At 60.5% G+C, this 23,062-nt stretch carries 20 protein-coding genes; 6 read left to right on the top strand and 14 right to left on the bottom strand.

The features are described from left to right. Positions 1-187: 187 nt before the first annotated feature. On the bottom strand, positions 188-820 hold the full coding sequence (gene emhR / locus ACLD1X_RS10290) for an efflux system transcriptional repressor EmhR (protein WP_429367273.1): 633 nt from the start codon (positions 818-820) through the stop codon (positions 188-190). A 265-nt stretch (positions 821-1,085) separates the two neighbouring features. Here emhR and ACLD1X_RS10285 point away from each other — a divergent pair, with 265 nt between their 5' ends. The 4 genes from ACLD1X_RS10285 to ACLD1X_RS10270 all read left to right on the top strand — a co-directional run bounded on the left by ACLD1X_RS10285 (position 1,086) and on the right by ACLD1X_RS10270 (position 8,556). After that, positions 1,086-2,243, top strand: coding sequence for an efflux RND transporter periplasmic adaptor subunit (locus ACLD1X_RS10285; RefSeq protein WP_429367271.1), 1,158 nt, complete (start codon positions 1,086-1,088; stop codon positions 2,241-2,243). A gap of 3 nt (positions 2,244-2,246) precedes the next feature. Next, positions 2,247-5,408, top strand: coding sequence for an efflux RND transporter permease subunit EmhB (gene emhB, locus ACLD1X_RS10280; protein WP_429367269.1), 3,162 nt, complete (start codon positions 2,247-2,249; stop codon positions 5,406-5,408). After that, positions 5,408-6,868: an efflux RND transporter outer membrane subunit EmhC gene (gene emhC, locus ACLD1X_RS10275; RefSeq protein ID WP_429367267.1), complete on the top strand. Its 1,461-nt coding sequence runs from the start codon at positions 5,408-5,410 to the stop codon at positions 6,866-6,868. The genes emhB and emhC overlap by 1 nt, the downstream gene beginning before the upstream one ends. A 428-nt stretch (positions 6,869-7,296) precedes the next feature. Next, positions 7,297-8,556 (top strand): OprD family porin, encoded by a 1,260-nt coding sequence (locus ACLD1X_RS10270; RefSeq protein ID WP_429367265.1) that lies wholly within the window; start codon positions 7,297-7,299, stop codon positions 8,554-8,556. A gap of 137 nt (positions 8,557-8,693) precedes the next feature. On the opposite strand, the gene pcaC is transcribed toward ACLD1X_RS10270, so the two are convergent. From pcaC to pcaR, 11 genes are all read right to left on the bottom strand, one after another. Next, positions 8,694-9,086: a 4-carboxymuconolactone decarboxylase gene (pcaC, locus tag ACLD1X_RS10265; RefSeq protein WP_429367263.1), complete on the bottom strand. Its 393-nt coding sequence runs from the start codon at positions 9,084-9,086 to the stop codon at positions 8,694-8,696. Between the two features lie 10 nt (positions 9,087-9,096). Continuing rightward, positions 9,097-9,888 carry a 3-oxoadipate enol-lactonase gene (pcaD, locus tag ACLD1X_RS10260; protein WP_429367261.1) on the bottom strand — a complete coding sequence of 264 codons (792 nt, stop codon included), beginning with the start codon at positions 9,886-9,888 and terminating at the stop codon, positions 9,097-9,099. An 11-nt stretch (positions 9,889-9,899) separates the two neighbouring features. Further along, on the bottom strand, positions 9,900-11,264 hold the full coding sequence (locus ACLD1X_RS10255) for a 3-carboxy-cis,cis-muconate cycloisomerase (protein ID WP_429367259.1): 1,365 nt from the start codon (positions 11,262-11,264) through the stop codon (positions 9,900-9,902). A 45-nt stretch (positions 11,265-11,309) separates the two neighbouring features. Continuing rightward, positions 11,310-12,614, bottom strand: a complete 1,305-nt coding sequence (locus ACLD1X_RS10250) for an MFS family transporter (RefSeq protein ID WP_429367257.1) — start codon at positions 12,612-12,614, stop codon at positions 11,310-11,312. Positions 12,615-12,815: 201 nt separating this feature from the next. Next, positions 12,816-13,382, bottom strand: coding sequence for a protocatechuate 3,4-dioxygenase subunit alpha (pcaG, locus tag ACLD1X_RS10245; protein WP_429367255.1), 567 nt, complete (start codon positions 13,380-13,382; stop codon positions 12,816-12,818). A gap of 1 nt (position 13,383) precedes the next feature. Then, positions 13,384-14,088, bottom strand: coding sequence for a protocatechuate 3,4-dioxygenase subunit beta (pcaH, locus tag ACLD1X_RS10240; protein WP_429367253.1), 705 nt, complete (start codon positions 14,086-14,088; stop codon positions 13,384-13,386). A 37-nt stretch (positions 14,089-14,125) separates the two neighbouring features. Beyond that, positions 14,126-15,331, bottom strand: coding sequence for a 3-oxoadipyl-CoA thiolase (pcaF, locus tag ACLD1X_RS10235; RefSeq protein ID WP_429367251.1), 1,206 nt, complete (start codon positions 15,329-15,331; stop codon positions 14,126-14,128). Then, positions 15,328-16,107 carry a CoA-transferase subunit beta gene (locus tag ACLD1X_RS10230; RefSeq protein WP_429367249.1) on the bottom strand — a complete coding sequence of 260 codons (780 nt, stop codon included), beginning with the start codon at positions 16,105-16,107 and terminating at the stop codon, positions 15,328-15,330. The genes pcaF and ACLD1X_RS10230 overlap by 4 nt, the downstream gene beginning before the upstream one ends. After that, positions 16,107-16,964, bottom strand: a complete 858-nt coding sequence (locus ACLD1X_RS10225; RefSeq protein ID WP_008016482.1) for a CoA transferase subunit A — start codon at positions 16,962-16,964, stop codon at positions 16,107-16,109. The genes ACLD1X_RS10230 and ACLD1X_RS10225 overlap by 1 nt, the downstream gene beginning before the upstream one ends. Positions 16,965-17,233: 269 nt before the next feature. Beyond that, positions 17,234-18,580 (bottom strand): MFS transporter, encoded by a 1,347-nt coding sequence (locus ACLD1X_RS10220; RefSeq protein ID WP_429367247.1) that lies wholly within the window; start codon positions 18,578-18,580, stop codon positions 17,234-17,236. 124 nt (positions 18,581-18,704) lie between these two features. After that, positions 18,705-19,547 carry a pca regulon transcriptional regulator PcaR gene (pcaR, locus tag ACLD1X_RS10215; protein ID WP_008016479.1) on the bottom strand — a complete coding sequence of 281 codons (843 nt, stop codon included), beginning with the start codon at positions 19,545-19,547 and terminating at the stop codon, positions 18,705-18,707. Positions 19,548-20,235: 688 nt separating this feature from the next. Here pcaR and ACLD1X_RS10210 point away from each other — a divergent pair. Continuing rightward, complete coding sequence (locus ACLD1X_RS10210; RefSeq protein ID WP_007986337.1) at positions 20,236-20,436, top strand: hypothetical protein; 201 nt, start codon at positions 20,236-20,238, stop codon at positions 20,434-20,436. A gap of 374 nt (positions 20,437-20,810) precedes the next feature. Then, the gene (locus tag ACLD1X_RS10205) at positions 20,811-22,286 is read left to right on the top strand and encodes an inorganic phosphate transporter (RefSeq protein ID WP_429367244.1); all 1,476 of its coding nucleotides are present in this window, start codon (positions 20,811-20,813) and stop codon (positions 22,284-22,286) included. A 278-nt stretch (positions 22,287-22,564) separates the two neighbouring features. Here the strand turns inward: ACLD1X_RS10205 and ccoM are convergent, their stop codons facing one another. Together ccoM and ACLD1X_RS10195 are read right to left on the bottom strand one after the other, a co-directional pair. After that, the gene (ccoM, locus tag ACLD1X_RS10200; RefSeq protein ID WP_008016477.1) at positions 22,565-22,675 is read right to left on the bottom strand and encodes a cytochrome c oxidase subunit CcoM; all 111 of its coding nucleotides are present in this window, start codon (positions 22,673-22,675) and stop codon (positions 22,565-22,567) included. A gap of 144 nt (positions 22,676-22,819) precedes the next feature. Continuing rightward, the gene (locus ACLD1X_RS10195; RefSeq protein ID WP_008016476.1) at positions 22,820-22,981 is read right to left on the bottom strand and encodes a hypothetical protein; all 162 of its coding nucleotides are present in this window, start codon (positions 22,979-22,981) and stop codon (positions 22,820-22,822) included. Positions 22,982-23,062: the final 81 nt, after the last annotated feature.

The raw sequence follows: 23,062 nt of genomic DNA, 5'->3' as shown, positions 1-23,062 counted from the left end.
ATGGACCTGAGTCAGCCCCACCGCCCCACGCTCAAAACACAAAATTCCTACAAAATACTGAGTTTGCTACCTGTCAACCGGCCGAGCCTGCGTATATAAAAGCACCCCATTGCCGTAGGACGCGTGAAGAACTGTTCATCTACGGCTTCGACGGTTGACACACAAGTCGCCGATTACGCATTTTGCTTCACTTGAGCAGGCTGGGGCTAAAGCGCAACAGATCCAGTCCGGTATCGACCCAACGCTCGGCCTCGGTGTGCAGTTGAAAGCTGTCGGGGGCTAACAGCCACTGATACAGGATGCCATCGATAAAAGCGTGCAGGCTGATGGCCGCTCGGGCGGTGTCGAGGTTTTCCGGCAATTGTCCGCGATTCACTGCGTTACTCAGGGCCAGGCCGATCCGCACATTGCAGTCCAGGCTGGCCGACACGCGCTGTTGGCGCAGGTCACACATTTCATCGGTGAATTCACACTTATGAAAAAGAATCTCATTGATGCGTCGGGTTTTCGGGTCCAGCGCAACTTGATGAAACAAATGAATCAACAGTTTGCGCATGCAGCCCAGGGGATCGAGTTCGTCTTCGCTTTCGCTGGCCTTGGCCATTTCTTCCAGCGGCTCATGCAAGGTGTCGAGCATGGCCTGTACCAGATCCGCCTTGTTGCTGAAATGCCAGTAAATGGCCCCGCGAGTGACGCCGGCCAGGGTCGCGATGTCCGCCAGGGTCGTGCGTGCCACGCCTCGCTCGAAAAAGGCCTTTTCGGCCGCCACGAGAATTTGCGCGCGGGTTTCCTGAGCTTCCTCTTTGGTACGACGGACCATGGCAGTACAACCTCAATCAGGGTGCTTCAGCGATGTCTGAATATCAGCTGAATAAAAGTGGGGCGAACGTTCTGGGGGTTCGTCCCCGGCCTACAATTTCAACCTTTCAACGGCTTGTGTAACGGCGCTGATACGCAGCCTGGGTATTTACAAACAGCCATGTACGTAAGTATATTCCTTAGCAAGCTACTTATCCACTCGGCATACATTTTTCAACCTTCCACCTTTCTAGTGCGCTCCTTGCGCGCCTGACCCGAGGATTTTCATGCAATTCAAGCCAGCTGTTACCGCTCTGGTCGCCGCCGTCGCCCTGGCATCGCTGCTCAGCGGATGCAAAAAGGAAGAGGCAGCACCGGTCGCCCCACCACCTCAGGTCGGCGTCGTGACTCTGCAACCTCAAACATTCACCCTGACGTCCGATCTGCCAGGCCGTACCAGTGCGTTCCGCATTGCCGAAGTCCGTCCTCAGGTCAACGGCATCATTCTCAAGCGCCTGTTCAAGGAAGGCAGCGACGTCAAGGCCGGCCAGCAGCTCTATCAGATCGATCCATCGGTCTATGAAGCAACGCTCGCCAGCGCGGAAGCGAACCTGCGTTCGACCAAGTCGATTTCCGACCGCTACAAGCAATTGGTCGACGAGCAAGCCGTAAGCCGTCAGGAATACGACACCGCAGTAGCCAACCGCCTGCAATCGGAAGCCGCGCTGCAAACTGCGCAGATCAATGTGCGCTACACCAAGGTCTACGCCCCGCTGAGCGGCCGCATCGGCCGTTCCTCGGTGACCGAAGGCGCGCTGGTCAGCAACGCCCAGGTCGATGCGATGGCGGTGATTCAGCAAATCGACCCGATCTACGTCGACGTGACGCAGTCCTCGGTCGAGTTGCTGCAACTGCGCCGTGAGCTGGAAAGCGGTCGCCTGCAGAAAGCCGGCGACAACGCGGCCTCGGTCAAGCTGACCCTCGAAGACGGCAGCGACTACAAGCTGGACGGCAAGCTGGAGTTCTCCGAAATCTCGGTTGACCAGACCACCGGTTCCGTCACCCTGCGCGCCATTTTCCCGAACCCTGATCACACCCTTCTGCCGGGCATGTTCGTGCACGCCAAGTTGCTCGCAGGTGTGAACAGCGCGGCGATCCTGGCCCCGCAGCAAGGCGTGACCCGCGACCTCAAAGGTACGCCAACCGCTCTGGTCGTCGGCCCGGACAACAAGGTCGAACTGCGTCAACTCAAGGCCAACCGCACCGTCGGTAACCAATGGCTGATCGAAGACGGCCTGAAGGCCGGCGATCGCCTGATCACCGAAGGTCTGCAATTCGTCAAACCTGGCATCGAAGTCAAGGCCAGTGAAGCGACCAACGTAGCCGTAAAGAACCCGGCCCCCGCCCAGACAGCTGACAAAGCCTCCGGCGGCAAAGGGGAGTAAACCATGTCGAAATTTTTTATCGACCGTCCGATTTTCGCCTGGGTAATTGCCCTGGTGATCATGCTGGTCGGGGCACTATCGATCCTGCGGTTGCCGATCAACCAGTACCCGAGCATTGCGCCTCCAGCGATCGCCATCTCCGTGACCTACCCGGGTGCTTCGGCGCAAACGGTACAGGACACCGTGGTTCAGGTGATCGAGCAACAGCTCAACGGTATCGACAACCTGCGTTATGTCTCGTCGGAAAGTAACTCCGACGGCACCATGACCATTACCGCGACCTTCGAGCAAGGCACCAACTCCGACACCGCGCAGGTCCAGGTCCAGAACAAGCTGAACCTGGCCACCCCGCTGCTGCCGCAGGAAGTGCAACAGCAAGGTATCCGCGTCACCAAGGCCGTGAAGAACTTCCTGCTGGTGATCGGCGTGGTGTCGCGCGACGGCAGCATGACCAAGGACGACCTGTCCAACTACATCGTGTCGAACATGCAGGACCCGATCTCGCGGACCGCCGGTGTCGGTGACTTCCAGGTGTTCGGTTCGCAGTACGCCATGCGTATCTGGCTCGATCCGGCCAAGTTGAACAACTTCAACCTGACGCCGATCGACGTCAAAACCGCCATCGCCGCGCAGAACGTCCAGGTGTCGTCCGGCCAGCTCGGCGGCCTGCCTGCCCTGCCCGGCACCCAGCTGAACGCGACGATCATCGGCAAGACCCGCCTGCAGACCGCCGAGCAATTCGACAAGATCCTGCTCAAGGTCAACAAGGACGGTTCCCAGGTTCGCCTGAGGGATGTTGCCGAAGTCGGCCTGGGCGGTGAGAACTACAGCATCAACGCCCAGTTCAACGGTGCCCCGGCGTCCGGCCTGGCCGTGAAACTGGCCACCGGTGCCAACGCGCTCGATACCGCCAAGGCCCTGCGCGCGACCATCGACAGCCTCAAGCCGTTCTTCCCGCAAGGGATGGAAGTGGTGTTCCCGTATGACACCACGCCGGTCGTAACCGAATCGATCAAGGGCGTGGTTCACACCCTGGTCGAAGCGGTCGCCCTGGTGTTCCTGGTGATGTTCCTGTTCCTGCAGAACTTCCGTGCCACCATCATCACCACGATGACCGTGCCGGTGGTATTGCTCGGTACGTTCGGCATCCTCGCGGCCGCCGGTTTCAGCATCAACACCCTGACCATGTTCGGCATGGTGCTGGCCATCGGCTTGCTGGTGGACGACGCCATCGTCGTGGTGGAAAACGTCGAACGGGTGATGAGCGAAGAAGGCCTGTCACCCAAGGAAGCCACCAAGAAGTCCATGGGCCAGATCCAGGGCGCACTGGTCGGTATCGCCCTGGTGCTGTCGGCGGTTCTGCTGCCAATGGCGTTCTTCAGCGGTTCCACCGGTGTGATCTACAAACAGTTCTCGATCACCATCGTCTCGGCCATGGCCCTGTCGGTACTGGTTGCACTGATCTTCACCCCGGCGCTCTGCGCGACCATGCTCAAGGCGATTCCCAAAGGCGAGCACGGCGTACCGAAACGCGGCTTCTTTGGCTGGTTCAACCGCAATTTCGACCGCGGCGTTCGCGGCTACGAACGCGGTGTCGGCAATATCCTGCAGCGCAAGATCCCGTACCTGCTGGCGTATCTGCTGATCGTGGTTGGCATGATCTGGCTGTTCACCCGCATTCCAACGGCGTTCCTGCCCGAGGAAGACCAGGGCGTACTGTTCGCCCAGGTGCAAACCCCGGCCGGTTCCACGTCCCAGCGTACGCAAGTGGTCGTCGATGAAATGCGTGAATTCCTGCTGCGTCCGGGCAAGGATGGCGGTGAAGGCGATGCGGTGAACTCGGTGTTTACCGTGACCGGCTTCAACTTCGCCGGCCGTGGCCAGAGTTCGGGTATGGCGTTCATCATGCTCAGACCGTGGGACGAACGTAACGCCGAGAACAACGTGTTCAAGGTGGCGGCCCGTGCCCAACAGCACTTCTTCACCTTCCGCGATGCCATGGTGTTCGCCTTCGCGCCACCGGCGGTACTGGAGTTGGGTAACGCCACCGGTTTCGACGTGTTCCTGCAGGACCGCGCCGGCATCGGCCACGAAAAACTGATGCAAGCGCGCAACCAGTTCCTCGGCATGGCCGCACAAAGCAAGATCCTGACCCAGGTGCGTCCGAACGGCCTGAACGACGAACCGCAATACCAGCTGGAAATCGATGACGAGAAGGCCAGTGCCCTGGGCATTACCATCGCCGACATCAACAACACCCTGTCGATTGCCCTGGGCAGTAGCTACGTCAACGACTTCATCGACCGTGGTCGGGTGAAGAAGGTTTACGTGCAAGGCAAGCCAGGCGCTCGAATGGGCCCCGAAGACCTGCAGAAGTGGTACGTGCGCAACGCCAGCGGCACCATGGTTCCGTTCTCGGCGTTCGCCAAGGGCGAGTGGATCTACGGTTCGCCGAAACTGGCTCGCTACAACGGCGTGGAAGCGATGGAAATCCTCGGCGCCCCGGCACCGGGTTACTCCACCGGTGAAGCCATGCTCGAGGTCGAAGCCATTGCCAAGAAACTGCCGGCGGGTGTCGGTATTTCCTGGACCGGCCTGTCGTACGAAGAACGCCTGTCCGGTTCGCAAGCGCCGGCGCTGTACGCCCTGTCGCTGCTGATGGTGTTCCTGTGCCTGGCGGCGTTGTATGAAAGCTGGTCGATTCCGATCGCGGTGATGTTGGTGGTACCGCTGGGGATCATCGGTGCACTGATGGCCACCAGCCTGCGCGGTTTGTCCAACGACGTGTACTTCCAGGTAGGCCTGTTGACGACTATCGGTCTGGCGGCGAAAAACGCCATTCTGATTGTCGAATTTGCAAAGGAGCTGCACGAACAGGGGCGTAGCCTGCGCGATGCGGCAATCGAAGCCTGCCGCATGCGTCTGCGACCGATCATCATGACTTCGCTCGCCTTCGTGCTGGGTGTGGTACCACTGGCGATCTCCACGGGCGCAGGTTCCGGTAGCCAGCATGCAATCGGTACCGGCGTGATCGGCGGTATGATCACGGCCACCGTGCTGGCGATCTTCTGGGTCCCGCTGTTCTTCGTCACCGTGTCGTCCATTGGCCAGCGTAAAATCGCCGACCAAAATGACGCTATTGAAACTTCTAAAGAGGCTGGCTAATGAGCAAGTCGCTACTCTCTCTGGCAGTCGCCGCCTTCGTGCTCGGTGGCTGCTCGCTGATACCTGATTATCAGCAGCCCGAAGCACCGGTGGCGGGGCAGTACCCGCAGGGCCTGGCGTACTCGCCGGCCCAGGCACCGGCGCAAGCCGCTGCCGAGCAGGGCTGGAAGCAGTTTTTCCATGACCCGGCGCTGCAACAGCTGATCCAGGTTGCCCTGGAGAACAACCGGGACCTGCGTGTCGCGGCCCTGAACATCGACGCGTTTGCGGCTCAATACCGCATTTCCCGTGCCGATCTGTTCCCGGCCGTCTCGGCCAATGGCACCGGCAGCCGTCAGCACGTTCCGCAAAACTCCTCGCAAACCGGTCAGTCGGGCGTCGTCAGTTCCTACTCGGCCACGGTCGGGGTCAGCGCCTATGAACTCGACCTGTTCGGTCGGGTTCGCAGCCTGAACGAAGAAGCGTTGCAGAAGTACTTCGCCACCGAAGAAGGCCGTCGCAGCACGCAGATCAGCCTGGTGGCCAGCGTGGCCAATGCCTACCTGACCTGGCAGGCCGACAAGGAACTGTACAAGCTGACCCAGGACACCCTGGCCACTTTCGAGGAGAGCTACAAGCTCACCGCCCGCAGCAACGAAGTCGGCGTCGCCTCGGCCCTGGACCTCGCGCAGTCGCGCACCTCGGTGGAAAACGCCCGTGCGCAACTGGCCAAGTACACCCGTCAGGTCGCCCAGGACGAGAACAGCCTGGTGCTGCTGCTCGGCACTGGCGTCCCGGCCAACCTGCAAGCGGCCAAACCGCTTGACGACGACCTGCTGAGCGACGTTCCGCCCGGCCTGCCGTCGGACCTGCTGCACCGTCGTCCGGACATCCTTCAAGCCGAGTACAACCTGAAGGCCGCCAACGCCAACATCGGCGCGGCGCGGGCTGCGTTCTTCCCGAGCATCAGCCTCACGGCCAATGCCGGCACCCTGAGCCCGGACCTGTCCGGCCTGTTCAAGGGCGGTTCGGGCACCTGGCTGTTCCAGCCGCAGATCAACCTGCCGATCTTCAACGCTGGCGCCCTGAGCGCCAGCCTGGATTACTCGAAAATCCAGAAAGACATCAGCGTGGCGAATTACGAGAAGTCCATTCAAACGGCCTTCCAGGAAGTCGCCGACGGCCTGGCCGCCCGCCAGACCTACGTCCAGCAGTTGCAGGCACAGAAAGATTTCGTCAGTGCCAACCAGGCGTACTACGGCCTGGCCGAGCGGCGTTACCGCATCGGTGTCGACAGCAACCTGACCTTCCTCGATGCCCAGCGTCAGCTGTTCAGTGCGCAACAGGTGTTGATCACCGACCGTCTGGCGCAACTGGTCAGCCAGGTCAACCTGTACAAGGCCCTGGGCGGTGGCTGGAACGAACAGACGGCGCAGATCGAGCCGTTGAAAGAAGAAGCGCCGAAGATGAAGTATTTCTGATAGCGCTGTGAATACAAGGAGCCCACCTTTTGGTGGGCTTTTTGTTGGCTAAAGGAAAATGGTGGTGCCTTTGTCGGCCTCTTCGCGAGCAGGCTCGCTCCCACAATGGACCGCATACTTTCTGAAGGAACCGGGTTCACTGTGGGAGCGAGCCTGCTCGCAAAAGGGCCATTACCAACAACACAAAACCCCAGCCAATCTTGCGTTCGATAATCGCCCAAAACCCGCTCTCACCGATTGAACCATCTAGTACATTCAATTCACCATCCGACCCACAAAACCAATAACAACAGGTTCGACACCATGCCCCCGCGCCCCGCCCTCTCCGGCTGACCCGCTTCGTTTGTGCTGATTTGCAATGTTCGTCTGCAACCCCGGGTTGCGGCATCACCCCGCCTCATCCCCAAGAATTAGAGAGACCCGAGCCCATGACGCCTTCCACCGCGCAATATTTCGTTCCCGGCCTGATCGCCGCCGCCCTGGCCAGTGCCGCCCTGCCCGCCTGCGCCGAAGAGCCGGGTTTTGTCGACGGCGCCAAGGTCAACCTGAACCTGCGCAACTTCTACATCAACCGCAACTTCACCAACCCGACCAAGGCCCAGGGCAAGGCTGAAGAGTGGACGCAAAGTTTCATCCTCGACGCCAAGTCCGGGTTCACCCAAGGCACCGTCGGGTTCGGCATGGATGTGCTCGGTCTGTATTCGGTGAAGCTCGACGGCGGCAAAGGCACCGGCGGTACGCAATTGCTGCCGCTGGACCACGACGGCCGCCCGGCGGACACCTTCGGCCGCACCAACGTGGCGTTCAAGGCAAAGCTGTCGCAGACCGAAGTCAAGGTTGGCGAGTGGATGCCCGTGTTGCCGATCCTGCGCTCGGACGACGGTCGCTCGTTGCCGCAAACGTTCCGCGGCGGCCAGATCACCTCAAAGGAAATCAATGGCCTGACGCTCTACGGCGGCCAGTTCCGCCAGAACAGCCCGCGCGACGACAGCAGCATGAGCGACATGTCGATGACCGGCAAAGCTGCGTTCACCTCCGACCGTTTCAACTTCCAGGGCGGTGAATATCTGTTCAACGACAAGCGTACCCAGATCGGACTGTGGAACGCCGAACTCAAGGACATCTACAGCCAGCAATTCATCAACCTGATCCACAGCCAGCCGCTTGGCGACTGGACCCTGGGCGCCAACCTCGGCTTTTTCTACGGCAAGGATGATGGCAGCGCACGGGCCGGCGAACTGGACAACAAGACCATGTACGGTTTGTTCTCGGCCAAGTACGGTGGCAACACCTTCTACGTCGGCCTGCAAAAACTCACCGGCGACAGCGCGTGGATGCGGGTCAACGGCACCAGCGGCGGGACCTTGGCCAACGACAGCTACAACTCCAGCTACGACAATGCCCAGGAACGCTCATGGCAGGTACGCCACGACTACAACTTCGTCGCCCTCGGTGTACCGGGCCTGACCCTGATGAACCGCTACATCAGTGGCGATAACGTGCACACCGGCAGCATTACCGATGGCAAGGAATGGGGACGTGAATCGGAACTGGGCTACACCGTGCAAAGCGGTGCGCTGAAAGACCTGAACCTGAAATGGCGCAACTCGACCATGCGTCGCGACTACAGCAACAACGAGTTCGATGAGAACCGCGTCATCATCAGCTACCCGATCAGCCTGTTGTAAACACTGAACAAATGTGGGAGCGGGCTTGCTCGCGAAGGCGGTCTGTCAGCCAACAAAAACTTCGACTGACAGACCGCCTTCGCGAGCAAGCCCGCTCCCACACTGGTTCTTCGGTGTATTTGAAATCTGCGCGCGAATCACTCCCGCGACTCAACCCCCAACTCATCCCACACCGACTCGGCCAGGTGGAACGTCGCATTGGCTGCCGGAATCCCGCAATAAATCGCGCTCTGCATGATCACTTCCTTGATCTCGCCACGGCTGACACCGTTGTTGGCGGCGGCGCGCAGGTGCAGTTTGAGCTCACCCTCGCGGTTCATGCCGATCAGCATGGCGATGGTGATCAGGCTGCGGGTGTGGCGCGGCAGCCCCTCGCGGGTCCAGATATCGCCCCAGGCGTGGCGGGTGATCATCTCCTGGAATTCCGCGTTGAACTCGGTCAGGGTGGTCAGGCTGCGGTCCACGTGAGCATCGCCCAGTACCGCGCGACGGACCTTCATGCCTTCGTCGTAACGTTGTTTCTCGTCCACGAAATTTTCCTCAACGAGCCAGCAAGAACGCCAGTACGCGCTCGCTGAAATCAGCGCCGGCCTGTACGTTGGACAAGTGCGCAGCATGGAACTCGGCGTACTCGGCGCCCGGCACATGTTCCTGAATGAAATACCCACCCGACGGTGGCGTGACCGCATCCTCAGTGCCGGCGATCACCAGCAGCGGCGCCTTGATCGAGGACAACTGATCGCGGAAATCGGCATCGCGCACGGCTGCACAGTTGGCCGCATAACCTTCAGGCGAAGTCGCCGCCAGCATGTCGGTAATCTGCTTGGCTGCCGCCGGGTTGGCCTCGGAGAAATCCGGGGTGAACCAGCGCGCAATCGACGCATCGCGCAGGGCAACCATGGCCGCCTGACCATCACGCAGCACCATTTCGATACGCGGGTTCCATACCGATGGATCGCCGATTTTCGCTGCGGTGTTGCACACGATCAGTTTGTTCAAGCGCTCGCCGGCGTTGATGCCCAGCCACTGGCCGATCAGTCCGCCCATGGACAGTCCACAGAAATGCGCGCGCTCAATGTGCAAGGCATCCAGCAGCGCCAGCACGTCACGGCCCAGTTGCTCGATGCTGTACGGCCCAGGTGTCACCAAGGACTTGCCGTGACCACGGGTGTCGAAACGCAGCACGCGAAAATGCTCGGTGAACGCTGCAATTTGTGCATCCCACATGTGCAGGTCCGTGCCCAGGGAGTTGGACAGCACCAGTACCGGCGCATCGACCGGTCCATCGAGTTGGTAATGCAGTTCGCCCTCGGCGAGTTGTACAAAAGCCACAGCAGTCTCCTTCAGGCAGTCAATGCAGAATGTTCAGCCACCGCCCGCTCGACCCAGGTTTTGGCCTGACCGAGGTAATGGGCGGGGTCCAGCAGATGATCGAGTTCTTCAGCCGACAGTTCGGCGGTCACTTGCGGCTCGTCGCCGAGTACCGCACGCAGGTGACGTTGTTCGGCCACGGCACGTTTGCAGCACTGTTCGAGCAGATGGTGTGCGGTATCGCGGCCGACCCGTTGGGCGAGGACGATGCTCACCGCTTCGGCGAGCACCAGGCCCTGGGTCAGATCGAGGTTGCGAGCCATGCGCCCGGCATCCACTTCAAGGCCCCGGGCGATCAACAACGCCTGTTGCAGGCTGCCCGACACCAGGCAGCAAATCTCCGGCAGGGTTTCCCATTCGGCATGCCACAGGCCGAGGCTGCGCTCGTGTTCCTGGGGCATGGCGCTGAACAGCGTCGAAAGCAGACCGGGCACGCGGGTCGCCGCGCCGATCAGCACCGCCGCGCCCACCGGGTTGCGCTTGTGCGGCATGGTCGAGGAACCGCCCTTGCCCGGTGCCGAAGGTTCAAACACTTCGGCGGCTTCGGTTTGCATCAGCAGGCTGATGTCGCGACCGAGCTTGCCGAGACTGCCGGCGATCAGGCCGAGTACAGCCCCAAACTCCACCACGCGGTCGCGCTGGGTATGCCATGGCTGATCGGGCAAGGTCAGTTGCAGTTCTTCGGCCAGCGCCCGGGCAATCGGCATGGCCTGTTCGCCAAGGGCCGCCAGGGTCCCGGACGCACCGCCGAACTGTAGTACCAGCAGGCGTGGCTTGAGTTCGGCCAGGCGTTGGCGACTGCGCGTCACCGCCCCCAGCCAACCGGCGATTTTCATGCCGAGGGTGACGGGTGTTGCGTGTTGCAACCAGGTGCGCCCGGCCAGCGGCGTGGCCGCATGACGTTGGGCCTGCGTCGCCAGGGTCTGGCCCAGTTGCGCCAGATCGCTTTCAATCAGTGCCAGTGCCCGGCGCAGTTGCAACACCAGGCCGCTGTCCATCACATCCTGGCTGGTCGCGCCCAGATGCACGTAGCGTTCGGCTTCGGCATTGGTGGCCGCGATCTGTTTACCCAATGCCTTGACCAGCGGAATCGCCGAATTACCCGCCGTGGCAATTGCCTCGGCCAACGCCGCAAAGTCGTAGAGGCCGGCGCTGCAAGCCGCTGCAATCGACGCGACCGCACTCGACGGAATCACCCCGACCCGCGCTTCGGCCCGGGTCAATGCTGCTTCAAAATCGAGCATGGCCTGGACCCGGCCCTGATCGCAGAACACGTCGCGCATATCGCGGGCAGTGAAATAGGCATCGAACAATTGATTGCCCGGTCGCTGGTTCATAAACATTTCCTGGAGGCGCGGGCCGCCAAGGCCCGCGCAAGAAGATCAAAGGTCGTGATGCAGGTAGGCGGCCTGTTTCGGCAGACGCAGGCTGAACAGGAACGCCACCGCCATCATCACCGTGACGTACCAGTAGAAGGAGTTTTCCATGCCCACGGCCTTGAGGCTCAAGGCCACGTATTCCGCCGAACCGCCGAAGATCGCATTCGCCACCGCATACGCCAGGCCGACACCCAGTGCACGCACCTCTGGCGGGAACATTTCAGCTTTCACCAGGCCGCTGATCGAGGTGTAGAAACTGACGATGGCCAGCGCCAGGGTAATCAGCACAAAGGCCAGGAACGGGCTGCTGACGCTTTTCAGGCTCAACAGGATCGGTACGGTGCACAGCGTGCCGAGGGCGCCGAACCAGAGCATCGAATTACGCCGGCCGATCCTGTCGGCGAGCATGCCGAAAACCGGTTGCATGCACATATAGAGGAACAGCGCGCCGGTCATGATGTAGCTGGCGGTCTTGGCCGGCATGCCGGCGGTGTTCACCAGGTACTTCTGCATGTAGGTGGTGAAGGTATAGAAAATCAGCGAACCACCGGCGGTGTAGCCCAGTACGGTGATGAACGCGGCCTTATGGTCGCGGAACAGCGCGCCGATACTGCCGGCGTCCTTGTTCTCGCGCATTTCCTTGCTGGAGGTTTCTTTCAGCGAACGACGCAGATAGAGCGAAACCAGCGCCGCCATGGCCCCCACCACGAAAGGGATCCGCCAACCGTAGGCACGCAACTCGTCTTCACTGAGGAACTGTTGCAGGATCACCACGACCAATACCGCCAGCAGTTGCCCGCCAATCAGCGTCACGTACTGGAACGAAGCGAAGAAACCGCGCTGCCCCTTGAGGGCGACCTCACTCATGTAGGTCGCGGTGGTGCCGTACTCGCCCCCTACCGACAGGCCCTGGAGCAAGCGCGCAAACAGCAACAGGATTGGCGCCCAGATCCCGATGCTGCTGTAGGTCGGCAGGCAAGCGATCAACAACGAGCCGAAGCACATCATCAGAATCGAGATCAACATCGAATTCTTGCGCCCGTGCTTGTCCGCCAACCGACCGAAAATCCAGCCGCCGATCGGTCGCATCAGGAACCCGGCGGCAAACACGCCCGCGGTATTGACCAACTGCACCGTGGGGTTGTCGGAAGGGAAAAAGGCCGGCGCGAAATAGAGCGCACTGAAGGCGTAGACATAGAAGTCGAACCATTCGACCAGGTTGCCGGACGAGGCGCCGACAATGGCAAAGATCCGTTTTCTGCGCTCTTCGCCGGTATATAGCGCGGGTGAAGCGGTTGGTGTTGTCATTGTTTTTCACTCAGTGGGGACAGTGAGAGTCTAGACACACTTTGCAATAGTCCCGTTCCACAGATACATCGGTAACGCAGATCCCTTGTAGGAGCGAGCTTGCTCGCGAAAGTCGCCAACGATAACGCGGGCTGTCTGAATGCCCGCGTTGTCCAGACTTTCTTCGCGAGCAAGCTCGCTCCTACAAAGGTTTAGGTGTTCTTAATAATCGAAGAACACCGTCTCGGCATCGGTACCCTGCAGAATCACATTCCACTGGTACACACCGCTCGCATCCTGCTTCGCCAGCAAAGTGCCCCGACGCTCGGCCGGCACGCACTCCAGCAGCGGATCGTTGACATTCGCCGCTTCGCCATCGAAATAAATCCGTGTCAGCAGGTGCTTCACCAGGCCACGGGCAAACACCAGCACCACCAGGTGCGGCGCCTGAGTCGTGCCTTTGAGCCCCTCGACCGTACCCGGCTTGATGGTGGTGAAGCGAAAGCGTCCTTCGGCATCCACCGGCACCCGGCCAAAGCCTTCGAAGTTCGGGTCCAGGGGTTTGTCCTGGTCGTCTTCGGGGTGGTCATACTTGCCAGCGGCGTTGGCCTGCCAGACTTCCAGCATCGCGTCGTTGACGATGTCGCCATTGCCGTCGACCACTTGCCCGGTGATCGCCACGCGCTCGCCCAGGGTTTGTTCGACAGTCAGGTTCTCGCGGTTCAGCCAGGTCAGGCCGATGTGGTAGTACGGCCCGACGGTGTGGGACGTGGTCGCTGTCAGCGTCATCTTATTTCTCCATCGGCGTGGCGTCGCGGCCGCGCAATACGATGTCCCAGCGATAACCGAGGGCATAGGAAGGGATGGTTTTTTCCAGATCGAACGTGGCGATCAAACGCTCTTTGGCGCGGGTATCGGGCACGCAGTTGTAGATCGGGTCGTACGCCAGCAGCGGGTCCCCCGGGAAATACATCTGCGTCACCAGGCGCGTCAGGATGCTCGGCCCGAACAGCGAAAAGTGGATGTGCGCCGGGCGCCATGCGTTGTGGTGGTTACCCCATGGGTAAGCGCCGGGCTTGATGGTCTGGAACTGATACCAACCATCGGCATCGGTCACGGTGCGGCCGGTGCCCGTGAAATTCGGGTCCAGCGGTGCGTCGTGCAGGTCACGGGCATGGGCGTAGCGACCGGCGGCGTTGGCCTGCCAGATCTCTACCAGAATCCCCGGCACCGGCAGACCGTTTTCATCCAGGACACGGCCGTGAACGATGATGCGCTCACCCTGTGGCTGCCCCTCATGCTGGGCGGTCAGGTCGTTATCCTTCTCGTTGATACGCTCGGCACCGATGGTCGGCCCAGTGATTTCCGACAGTGAATGCGGCAAGAACACCAACGGTTTGGACGGCGAACGCAGGTTGGTGGATTGGTAAGCCGAGTGCAGGTACTCCGGCTGGGTGCCTTCCTGCGGGCGACGGTAACCAGGCTTGTCAGTCATGAAACATTCCTCAGTTCTTATAAGTCGTCAGAACGCGTCAGACGCGTTCGATCGCCAAGGCCAGACCCTGGCCGACACCGACGCACATGGTCGCCAGACCTTTCTTGCCACCGGTTTTTTCCAGCTGATGCAATGCGGTCAACACCAGTCGCGCGCCACTCATGCCCAACGGGTGACCCAAGGCAATCGCGCCACCGTTCGGGTTGACCTGGGCCGCGTCGTCGGCGATCCCCAGCTCACGCAGCACCGCCAGGCCCTGGCTGGCGAATGCCTCGTTGAGTTCGATCACGTCGAAATCGCTGACCGCCACACCGAGGCGTTCGGTCAGCTTGCGCACTGCCGGCACCGGGCCGATGCCCATCACCCGCGGCGCAACACCGGCGCTGGCCATGCCCAGCACTTTGGCGCGGGCGGTCAGGCCGTGTTTCTTCACGGCTTCGGCCGAGGCCAGGATCAGTGCCGCTGCGCCATCGTTCACTCCGGAGGCGTTGCCGGCGGTGACGGTCTTGTCGGGGCCGTTGACCGGCTTGAGTCGGGTCAGGGCTTCCAGGGTCGTGTCGGCGCGAGGATGCTCGTCCTGACTGACCACGGTTTCACCCTTCTTGTGGGCAATCCGTACTTCGACAATTTCTTCGGCGAAGAACCCGGCGGCTTGCGCAGCGGCGGTGCGCTGCTGACTGCGCAAGGCAAAGGCGTCCTGATCCTCACGGGACACTTTGTAATCGTCAGCGACGTTGTCAGCGGTCTGCGGCATCGCGTCCACGCCGTATTGCGCTTTCATCAGCGGGTTGATGAAGCGCCAGCCGATGGTGGTGTCTTCGAGCTTCATGTTGCGCGAAAACGCCGCGTCAGCCTTGCCCATCACGAACGGCGCACGGGACATCGACTCGACGCCGCCGGCAATGGCCAGCTCCATCTCGCCGCTGGCAATGGCACGAAACGCGGTGCCGATGGCATCCATGCCCGAAGCGCAGAGGCGATTGAGGGTCACGCCGGGAATGGTTTCCGGCAGCCCGGCCAGCAGCAGCGCCATGCGCGCGACGTTGCGGTTGTCTTCACCGGCCTGGTTGGCGCAGCCGAGGAACACCTCGTCCACCGCGCTCCAGTCCACCGATGGATTGCGCTCGATCAAGGCCTTGATCGGCACGGCGGCCAGGTCATCGGCACGCACCGTCGACAGACCACCGCCGAAACGGCCGATGGGGGTACGAATCGCGTCGCAGATATAAACGTCACGCATCACGCTTCTCCGGGGGCTTGGCCGTGGGCGGCAGCGGTACGGGCTTCGAGATCACGCAACGCAGTCAGTTCGACCTCGGTCGGCTCGGCGGTTTGCGCAACGTTGTCGGCAAAACGGATTGCCCAACCGGTGGCGGCGACCACTTGCTCGCGGGTCACGCCCGGGTGCAGCGCGGTGACCACGAATTCGTGGGTGCCGGCTTCCGGTTCCATGATGCACAGGTCGGTGATGATCCCGACTGGCCCTGCGCCCGGCAGGCCGAGACGCTTGCGCGAATCGCCACCCTCGCCGTGGCCGACCGAGGTAATGAAGTCGAGTTTGTCGACAAACGAACGCGCCGACTGCTTGAGGATGATCAGCACGCTCTTGGCGGACCCGGCAATCTCCGGCGCGCCACCGGCACCTGGCAGGCGCACCTTCGGCGCGTGATAGTCGCCGACCACGGTGGTGTTGATGTTGCCGAAGCAGTCGACCTGCGCCGCGCCGAGGAAGCCGACGTCGATGCGCCCGCCCTGCAGCCAGTAACGGAAAATCTCGCCGGTCGGGACCACGGTGTCGGCGGTTTCCGCCAACTCACCATCACCGATCGACAGTGGCAGTACGCTCGGCTTGGCGCCGATCGGACCCGATTCGTAGATCAGCACCACATCCGGAGAGGACGTCAGGCGCGCCAGGTTGGCCGCTTTCGACGGCAGGCCGATACCGACGAAGCACACAGATCCGTTCTTCAGGCGACGGGCAGCGGCGACGGTCATCATTTCATTGGTGGTGTAAGTCATTACTTCGCCTCCGAAGCGGCGGCCAGCTTGGCCTGGAACTCGCTGAAGTCAGCGCTGCCGTGGATGTATTCGTTGATCCACGCGGTGAAGGTTTCACGGTCGCGGGCAATCGGGTCCCAAGCCTGGTAGAAACGGTTGTCGCGTTCGGTGTAACCATGGGCGTAGGACGGATGCGCGCCGCCAGGTACGTGGCAAACCGCGCTCAGGGCCCAGGTCGGCAGCACGCAGGCGTTCATTGGCGCATTGAGGTCGTCGACGATCTCTTCAACGGTGACGATGCAGCGCTTGGCGGCCAGTGCGGCTTCTTTCTGCACGCCAAGGATGCCCCAGAGCAGCACGTTGCCCTTGCGGTCGGCTTTCTGCGCGTGAATCACGGTAATGTCCGGGCGCACCGAAGGCACGGCGGCGAGCACTTCGCCAGTGAACGGGCAGGTCACCGATTTGATCAGCGGGTTGACCTTCGGCAAGTCGGACCCGGCGTAGGCACGCAGGACCGCGAACGGCAGGCCGGAAGCGCCGGCGACGTAGGCATTGGCCAGGTCGGCATGGCTGTGTTCTTCGATCTCCAGCGCATGCGGCCACTGCTTCTCCACGGCGTCACGCAGGCGATGCAGGGAGCCGACACCCGGGTTGCCGCCCCAGGAGAAAATCAGCTTGCGGGCACAACCGGCACCGATCAACTGGTCGTAGATCAAGTCAGGGGTCATCCGCACCAGGGTCAGGTCTTTCTTGCCCTGGCGAATGATTTCGTGACCCGCCGCCGTCGGGATCAGGTGGGTAAAGCCTTCGAGCGCGACCGTATCGCCGTCGTTTACGAATTGCTTCACCGCGTCGTGCAGCGAAAGGATTTCAGCCATTGGGGCAGGCTCCCGTTTGTTATTAACCGACAGTGGAAGAAGGCGCCGATGCGCAGCGCCGGAATGACTGAAGGTTAAGCTTCTGAAAAAGGCCAAACAATCCGATAATCGACTGAGCGTTCGATTATCGAACACATTGTTGTCTGGCTACCTATCCCCAAAAAGCATCGCGAGCAAGCCCACTCCCACAAGGATCACACTTATCCCTGTGGGAGCGGGCTTGCCCGCGATGAGGCCCGAAAAGTCACTGCAAAATCCGGGAATCAGCCTCAGGTCGCATCCGCATGACTGACCATGCCCTTGATCACCACCGCCGTGGTCGCCAGCGCCGCCGGAATCACCAGCGCCGTCAGCACTTGCTCGAAGTTCCAGCCCAGCCCCAGCAGCGTCGCGCCCATCCACGCCCCGAGGATGGCGCCGAAGCGGCCGATCCCGAGCATCCACGAGACTCCGGTGGCCCGCCCTTGAGTCGGATAAAACCGTGCCGCCAGCGACGGCATTGCCGATTGCGCTCCGTTGACACACATCCCGGCCACCAGCACCAGCGTTGCCAGCAGTGCGATGTTGCCCAGGCTCTGCCCTACCGCGTAGGCAAACACCCCGGCCAGCAGGTAGAAAGTGCCAATGACCTTGTGCGGATTGAACCGGTCCATCGCCCAACCCACGCCCACCGCGCTCAACACGCCACCGAACTGGAACAGCGCACCGATGAACGCGGCCTGCTCCATGCTCGCGCCACTGTCACGCATCAGCGTCGGCAGCCAACTGGTCAGCAGGTAAACGATCACCAGGCCCATGAAGTACGTCAGCCACAACAGCAAGGTGCCGACGCTGTAGGTGCCGGAGAAAATCACCGCGAACACATTGCGTGCCTTCACGGTTTTCTGTTCCGGCACGCTGAAACTCGATGCCTGGGCCACCACCGTCGGGTCAATCGGCGCCAGTGCCTTGCGCACTTTGTCCGTACCGCGGTTACGCACCACCAGGTAACGCGCCGACTCCGGTAGCCAGAGCAGCAAAACGACGGTGAGGATCAGCGGCAGAATTCCGCCGATCAGCAGCAGGCTGTGCCAGCCAAAGGCCGGAATGAGCTTGGCCGAAATGAAACCACCGCCAGCCATGCCGAGGTTGAAACCGCAGAACATGCTGGTCACCAGCAGGGACTTCTTGCGCTCCGGCGTGTACTCCGACAGCAGGGTCGTCGCATTCGGCATGCCGGCGCCCAAACCCAGGCCGGTCAGGAAGCGCAACACCAGCAACTGATCGACATTGCTGCTGTAGGCCGAGGCCAGGCTGAAGGCGCCAAACAAAAGCACTGCCCCGACCAGCACGACCTTGCGCCCGAAGCGGTCGGCCAAAGGACCGGAGCCCAGTGCACCGAAGACCATGCCGATCAAGGCTGCGCTCATTACCGGGCCAAGGCTGGCACGATCGATCCCCCAATCCTGAGACAGCGCCGGCGCAATGAAGCCCATGGCCGCGGTATCGAGGCCGTCGAGAAAGACAATCAGGAAACACAGGATCACCACCCGCCACTGGTAGCGCGAAATGGGTTGGGCGTTGATGAAGGACTGCACATCGAGGCAGTTTCCTACAGCAGACTGAGGCTGGTTCATTATTTTTATTCCGTGGATCACAGTCGAAAAGGGGCCAGCCGGGGCTGACGCAGTCGCGACAGTAATGATCCACAGGAAACAGCGTCAATTCGCTGAACGCGACTCTGTGCGTTTATCGAACAGCTTAGGAGAACAACTGGGTACTCAGGTCGCGGCTGGCACTCAGCAGGCCAGGCAGAAAACGCTGTTCCAGTTCATTGCGGCTGACTCGCCCGGCGTGAGTGCTGACATTGAGGGCCGCGACCACCTGGCCGGAGGCGTCATACACCGGGACGGCAATCGAACGCAGCCCTTGCTCGAGTTCCTGGTCGACGATGCACCAGCCTTGCTGTCGCACTTCTTGCAGGCATTCGAGCAGCGCCTCGGGGGTGTGAATCGTACGGCTGGTCTTGGCCTGCAATTCGGCGTGGTCGAGGTATTCGCCCAGCGAAGTGTCATCCAGCGCGGCCAGAAGAATCCGCCCCATCGAGGTGCAATAGGCCGGCAGGCGCCCGCCCACCGACAGGTCCACCGAAATCAGGCGCTGGGTGGTCGCGGAGCGGGCGATGTAGAGGATGTCATCGCCTTCGAGCGTGGCCATGTTGCAGGCCTCGTGCAGTTGCTCGCTCATGCGGTCCAGGTAAGGCTGGGCGGAAACCGCCAGCGGCGTCGATGACACATAGGCATGGCCGAGGGTCAGCACTTTGGGCAGCAGCGAATAGGTGCGGCCGTCGGTGGTGGCGTAACCGAGCTTGATCAGGGTGTGCAGGCAACGCCGCACGGCAGCGCGGGGAATTTCCGTGCGGTGACTGATCTGGGCGATGGTCAGGTGCCGCTTGCGCTCCTGAAACGCCTGCACCACGGCCAGGCCACGGGCCAGGGACGTCATGAAATCAGGGTCGCCGGTCAGTGCCTGGATCCGTTTGGCCGGCGAGGCAACGATGGGGGGAGCCACTGAAGCGAAGGAATTGCGCATTTGATCGTTCATACAAGGTCCTTTTACCCACTCGGATCAGCGACTATTACAAAGGGCTACTGCCTGACGCTCAAGCCCGGCCTGCCATCTTCGGGCGATTATCGAACGCTCGCCCGATAATCGCAATTCACCGTATCAATCACCGATCCGCTGGTGTCCGGCTTTTCGCTGACTTGCGGACCACTGTTTACATCGACTCGGCACAGGACTTTATGGGGCATACAAATATTGAAACTTGTTCGACTTAATGACGTCAGAAAGGCATCGCTGCAATGTCGCATCAGTAGACGCCCTGGTTAATCGCAAAGTTTCGAGCAACAAAACGTTCACATGCCAGGATTCACTTTTAACACTTTGGAGATAGTGTTCTTCAAATCGGCCGCTATAATACAACTCAGTAGCGCTTCGGTTTTTTACTTGCCGAACCCGCTACCCGGCAATGCGATGTTCCATCGCCGTTGCCCGTAGCAAGCGCCAGATCCGCATTGCACAGCCATGCCACTGCGTTTGCTGAAACAGGAAACTGAAGCTACGTCAGCTATTTATCTCTGGTGTCGTAGCCGCCTGTGACATGGAAGTATTGATCACGCCGTTGCCAAAACGGTGCCTTGTCGGGCATTGTCCATTCGACGAACGTGATCAGTCGATTTGATACAGCGCGTTTTCACCAGAATTTATCCCAACTCTATCAGGTAGCACTGTGACGAAAGACGAACTGCGCGCGGAACTAGAGCGCCAGGAACAACGTTACAAGGAAGTTTACGGCGGAGAAGTCACCACTTACGCCGCTCAACCCGAACCGGAACGCAAACCCTGGCGTAAACGCGCCACCGTTCAGGATCAGGTTTTCCAGCAAGAACTTCAAAAAATGGAAAAGGAACTCAAAGCCGAAGAGCCTTGACGGCCTCGACCTGATCCCTGAAAGGCCTGCCTCTGCACCCGTTATAAGCGGGATGTATCGTTCTTGCCTTGCGTGCCCGCTACGAGCGGGCAGCGGCCATCACTGTCGTAGAATCAGGCGAATCTCTGATATCTGACCTATTTCTCAGATTTTTCGCACAACCGTTTCAGCCCCTCCTACCGGGCTGCGAACGCGCCGCTGCGGCAGTTTTCCAAATAAAATCAATGACTTAAAAAACACAGTAAAACCCTGTGGTTTTAGGGGCTGGGGCAAAAAAATTCGTTGAAGAATGTTACCGATGAGCAGCTAGTGCATTGATTAGCAGTCTTTTCTGGCATAATCGCGCCCCCTTATGACCGGGTCAGAAAACCTTCATGATCGATTTATTCAGCGGACTGGATGCTTGGGTGCTTGTGAGCCTCTTGCTCGCCCTGGCCTTTGTCCTCGCCTTCGAGTTCATCAACGGCTTTCATGACACCGCTAACGCGGTGGCCACCGTTATCTACACCAAAGCCATGCCGCCTCATCTGGCGGTGTTCTTCTCCGGTGTGTTCAACTTCCTCGGCGTGCTGCTGGGCGGGGTCGGCGTGGCGTATGCCATCGTCCACCTGCTGCCGGTAGAACTGCTGATCAATGTGAACACCGGCCATGGCCTGGCGATGGTGTTCTCGTTGCTCGCCGCAGCCATCACCTGGAACCTGGGCACCTGGTACTTCGGTATCCCCGCCTCCAGCTCCCACACGCTGATCGGTTCGATCCTCGGCGTGGGCCTGGCCAACTCCCTGATCAACGAAATTCCGTTGGCCGACGGTGTGAACTGGCAAAAGGCGATCGATATCGGCATGTCGCTGGTGTTCTCGCCAATGGCCGGCTTCCTGATCGCCGCGCTGATCCTGATCGGTCTTAAATGGTGGCGTCCGCTGTCGAAGATGCACAAGACCCCGGAACAGCGCCGCAAGATCGACGACAAGAAACACCCGCCGTTCTGGAATCGCCTGGTACTGGTGATCTCGGCCATGGCCGTGAGTTTCGTGCACGGTTCCAACGATGGCCAGAAAGGTATCGGCCTGATCATGCTGGTGCTGATCGGTATCGTGCCGGCCCAGTTCGTCCTCGACCTGAACAGCACGACCTATCAGATCGAGCGGACTCGCGACGCGACCCTGCACCTGAGCCAGTTCTACCAGCGCAACTCCGAAACCCTGGGCGAGTTCCTGGCCCTGGGCAAGAGTGTGGAAGGCGATCTGCCGGAGAAGTTCCGTTGCAACCCGCAACAGACCGAACCGACCATTGCCGCCCTGCTCGGCACCCTCACGGGTGTAGCCGACTACCACTCGCTGTCGGCGGAAAGCCGTATCGAAGTGCGTCGCTACCTGCTCTGCCTGGACGACACCGCGAAGAAAGTCAGCAAGCTGCCAACGCTCGGGGCGCGTGAAAAGGCTGACCTGGACAAACTGCGCAAAGACCTGACCACCACCACCGAATACGCCCCATTCTGGGTGATTCTGGCGGTAGCACTGGCCCTGGGCCTGGGCACCATGGTCGGCTGGAAACGCGTGGTACTGACCATTGGCGAGAAGATCGGCAAGCAAGGCATGACTTACTCCCAAGGCATGTCGGCGCAGATCACCACCGCCAGCCTGATCGGCATGGCGAACATCTTCAGCCTGCCGGTTTCCACCACCCACGTGCTGTCCTCCGGCGTGGCAGGCACCATGGTCGCCAACAAAAGCGGCCTGCAAGGCGGCACCGTCAAAACCATCCTGCTGGCCTGGGTATTGACCCTGCCAGCCACCGTGGCCCTGTCGGCCGGGTTGTTCTGGCTGGCTTCGAAGGCACTGGGTAGCTGATATAGCTGCATCGAAAAAGGCGCGCTCCGCAAGGACCGCGCCTTTTTTATTGCCTCTTCCAAACACCACAATTCACTGTAGGAGCGAGCTCTGCTCGCGATGGACGCCAACGATGACGCGGGGTGCCTGAATGTACGCGTTGTCCTTGCGGTCATCGCGAGCAGAGCTCGCTCCTACAGGGTTACGCGTTTACCGATAGTTTTTTGCAGGCAAAAAAAAGGGCAACCGAAGTTGCCCAAAATGCCTTGCGTGCTCATTGCATCCAGAAAGACCTGCGCTTATTTGCGCTTGTGCGAATCCTTCCAGATAAAAAATCCGAATCCGGCAAAGAAAACCAGCATGAGGCTGACAGTCAGCACCCCGGCGATCACCACGTTGTCGAAAAACATGACGCGTCTCCTGCACTTGCCCTGTTGCGATAGGGCTAAGTTAACCAAACGGGCAGGACAGAATATTGACCAGGATCAATGTCGCCCGAGACCGGGCAAGAGGGAGGGGAAAGCTTGACCCGCATCAATGAATGAGGGTGGAGGTCAGCGTTTTTTCGGTTTGTTTTTCGGCTTTTTCTTGGCCTTGCCCAATGGCATGGCTTGTTCGAACGCCTGGCGAACTTCATTGAGGCGTTTGTCATTGAGGTCATGAACACGCTTGGCGCGTTCAGCATTGAGGTCAATCAGCTTGTCGTCTTGGCTCATGGCGGTCTGTGCATCGCTTGAAATGAGTGTCAGCCGCCGTAGCGTTCGGCAACCCTGCGCCAATAATGCGGCCTGACAGCC

Source organism: Pseudomonas sp. 18173 (genome assembly GCF_050432945.1).
Classification (GTDB): domain Bacteria; phylum Pseudomonadota; class Gammaproteobacteria; order Pseudomonadales; family Pseudomonadaceae; genus Aquipseudomonas.
This window is presented reverse-complemented; position numbering and strand designations above follow the sequence as displayed.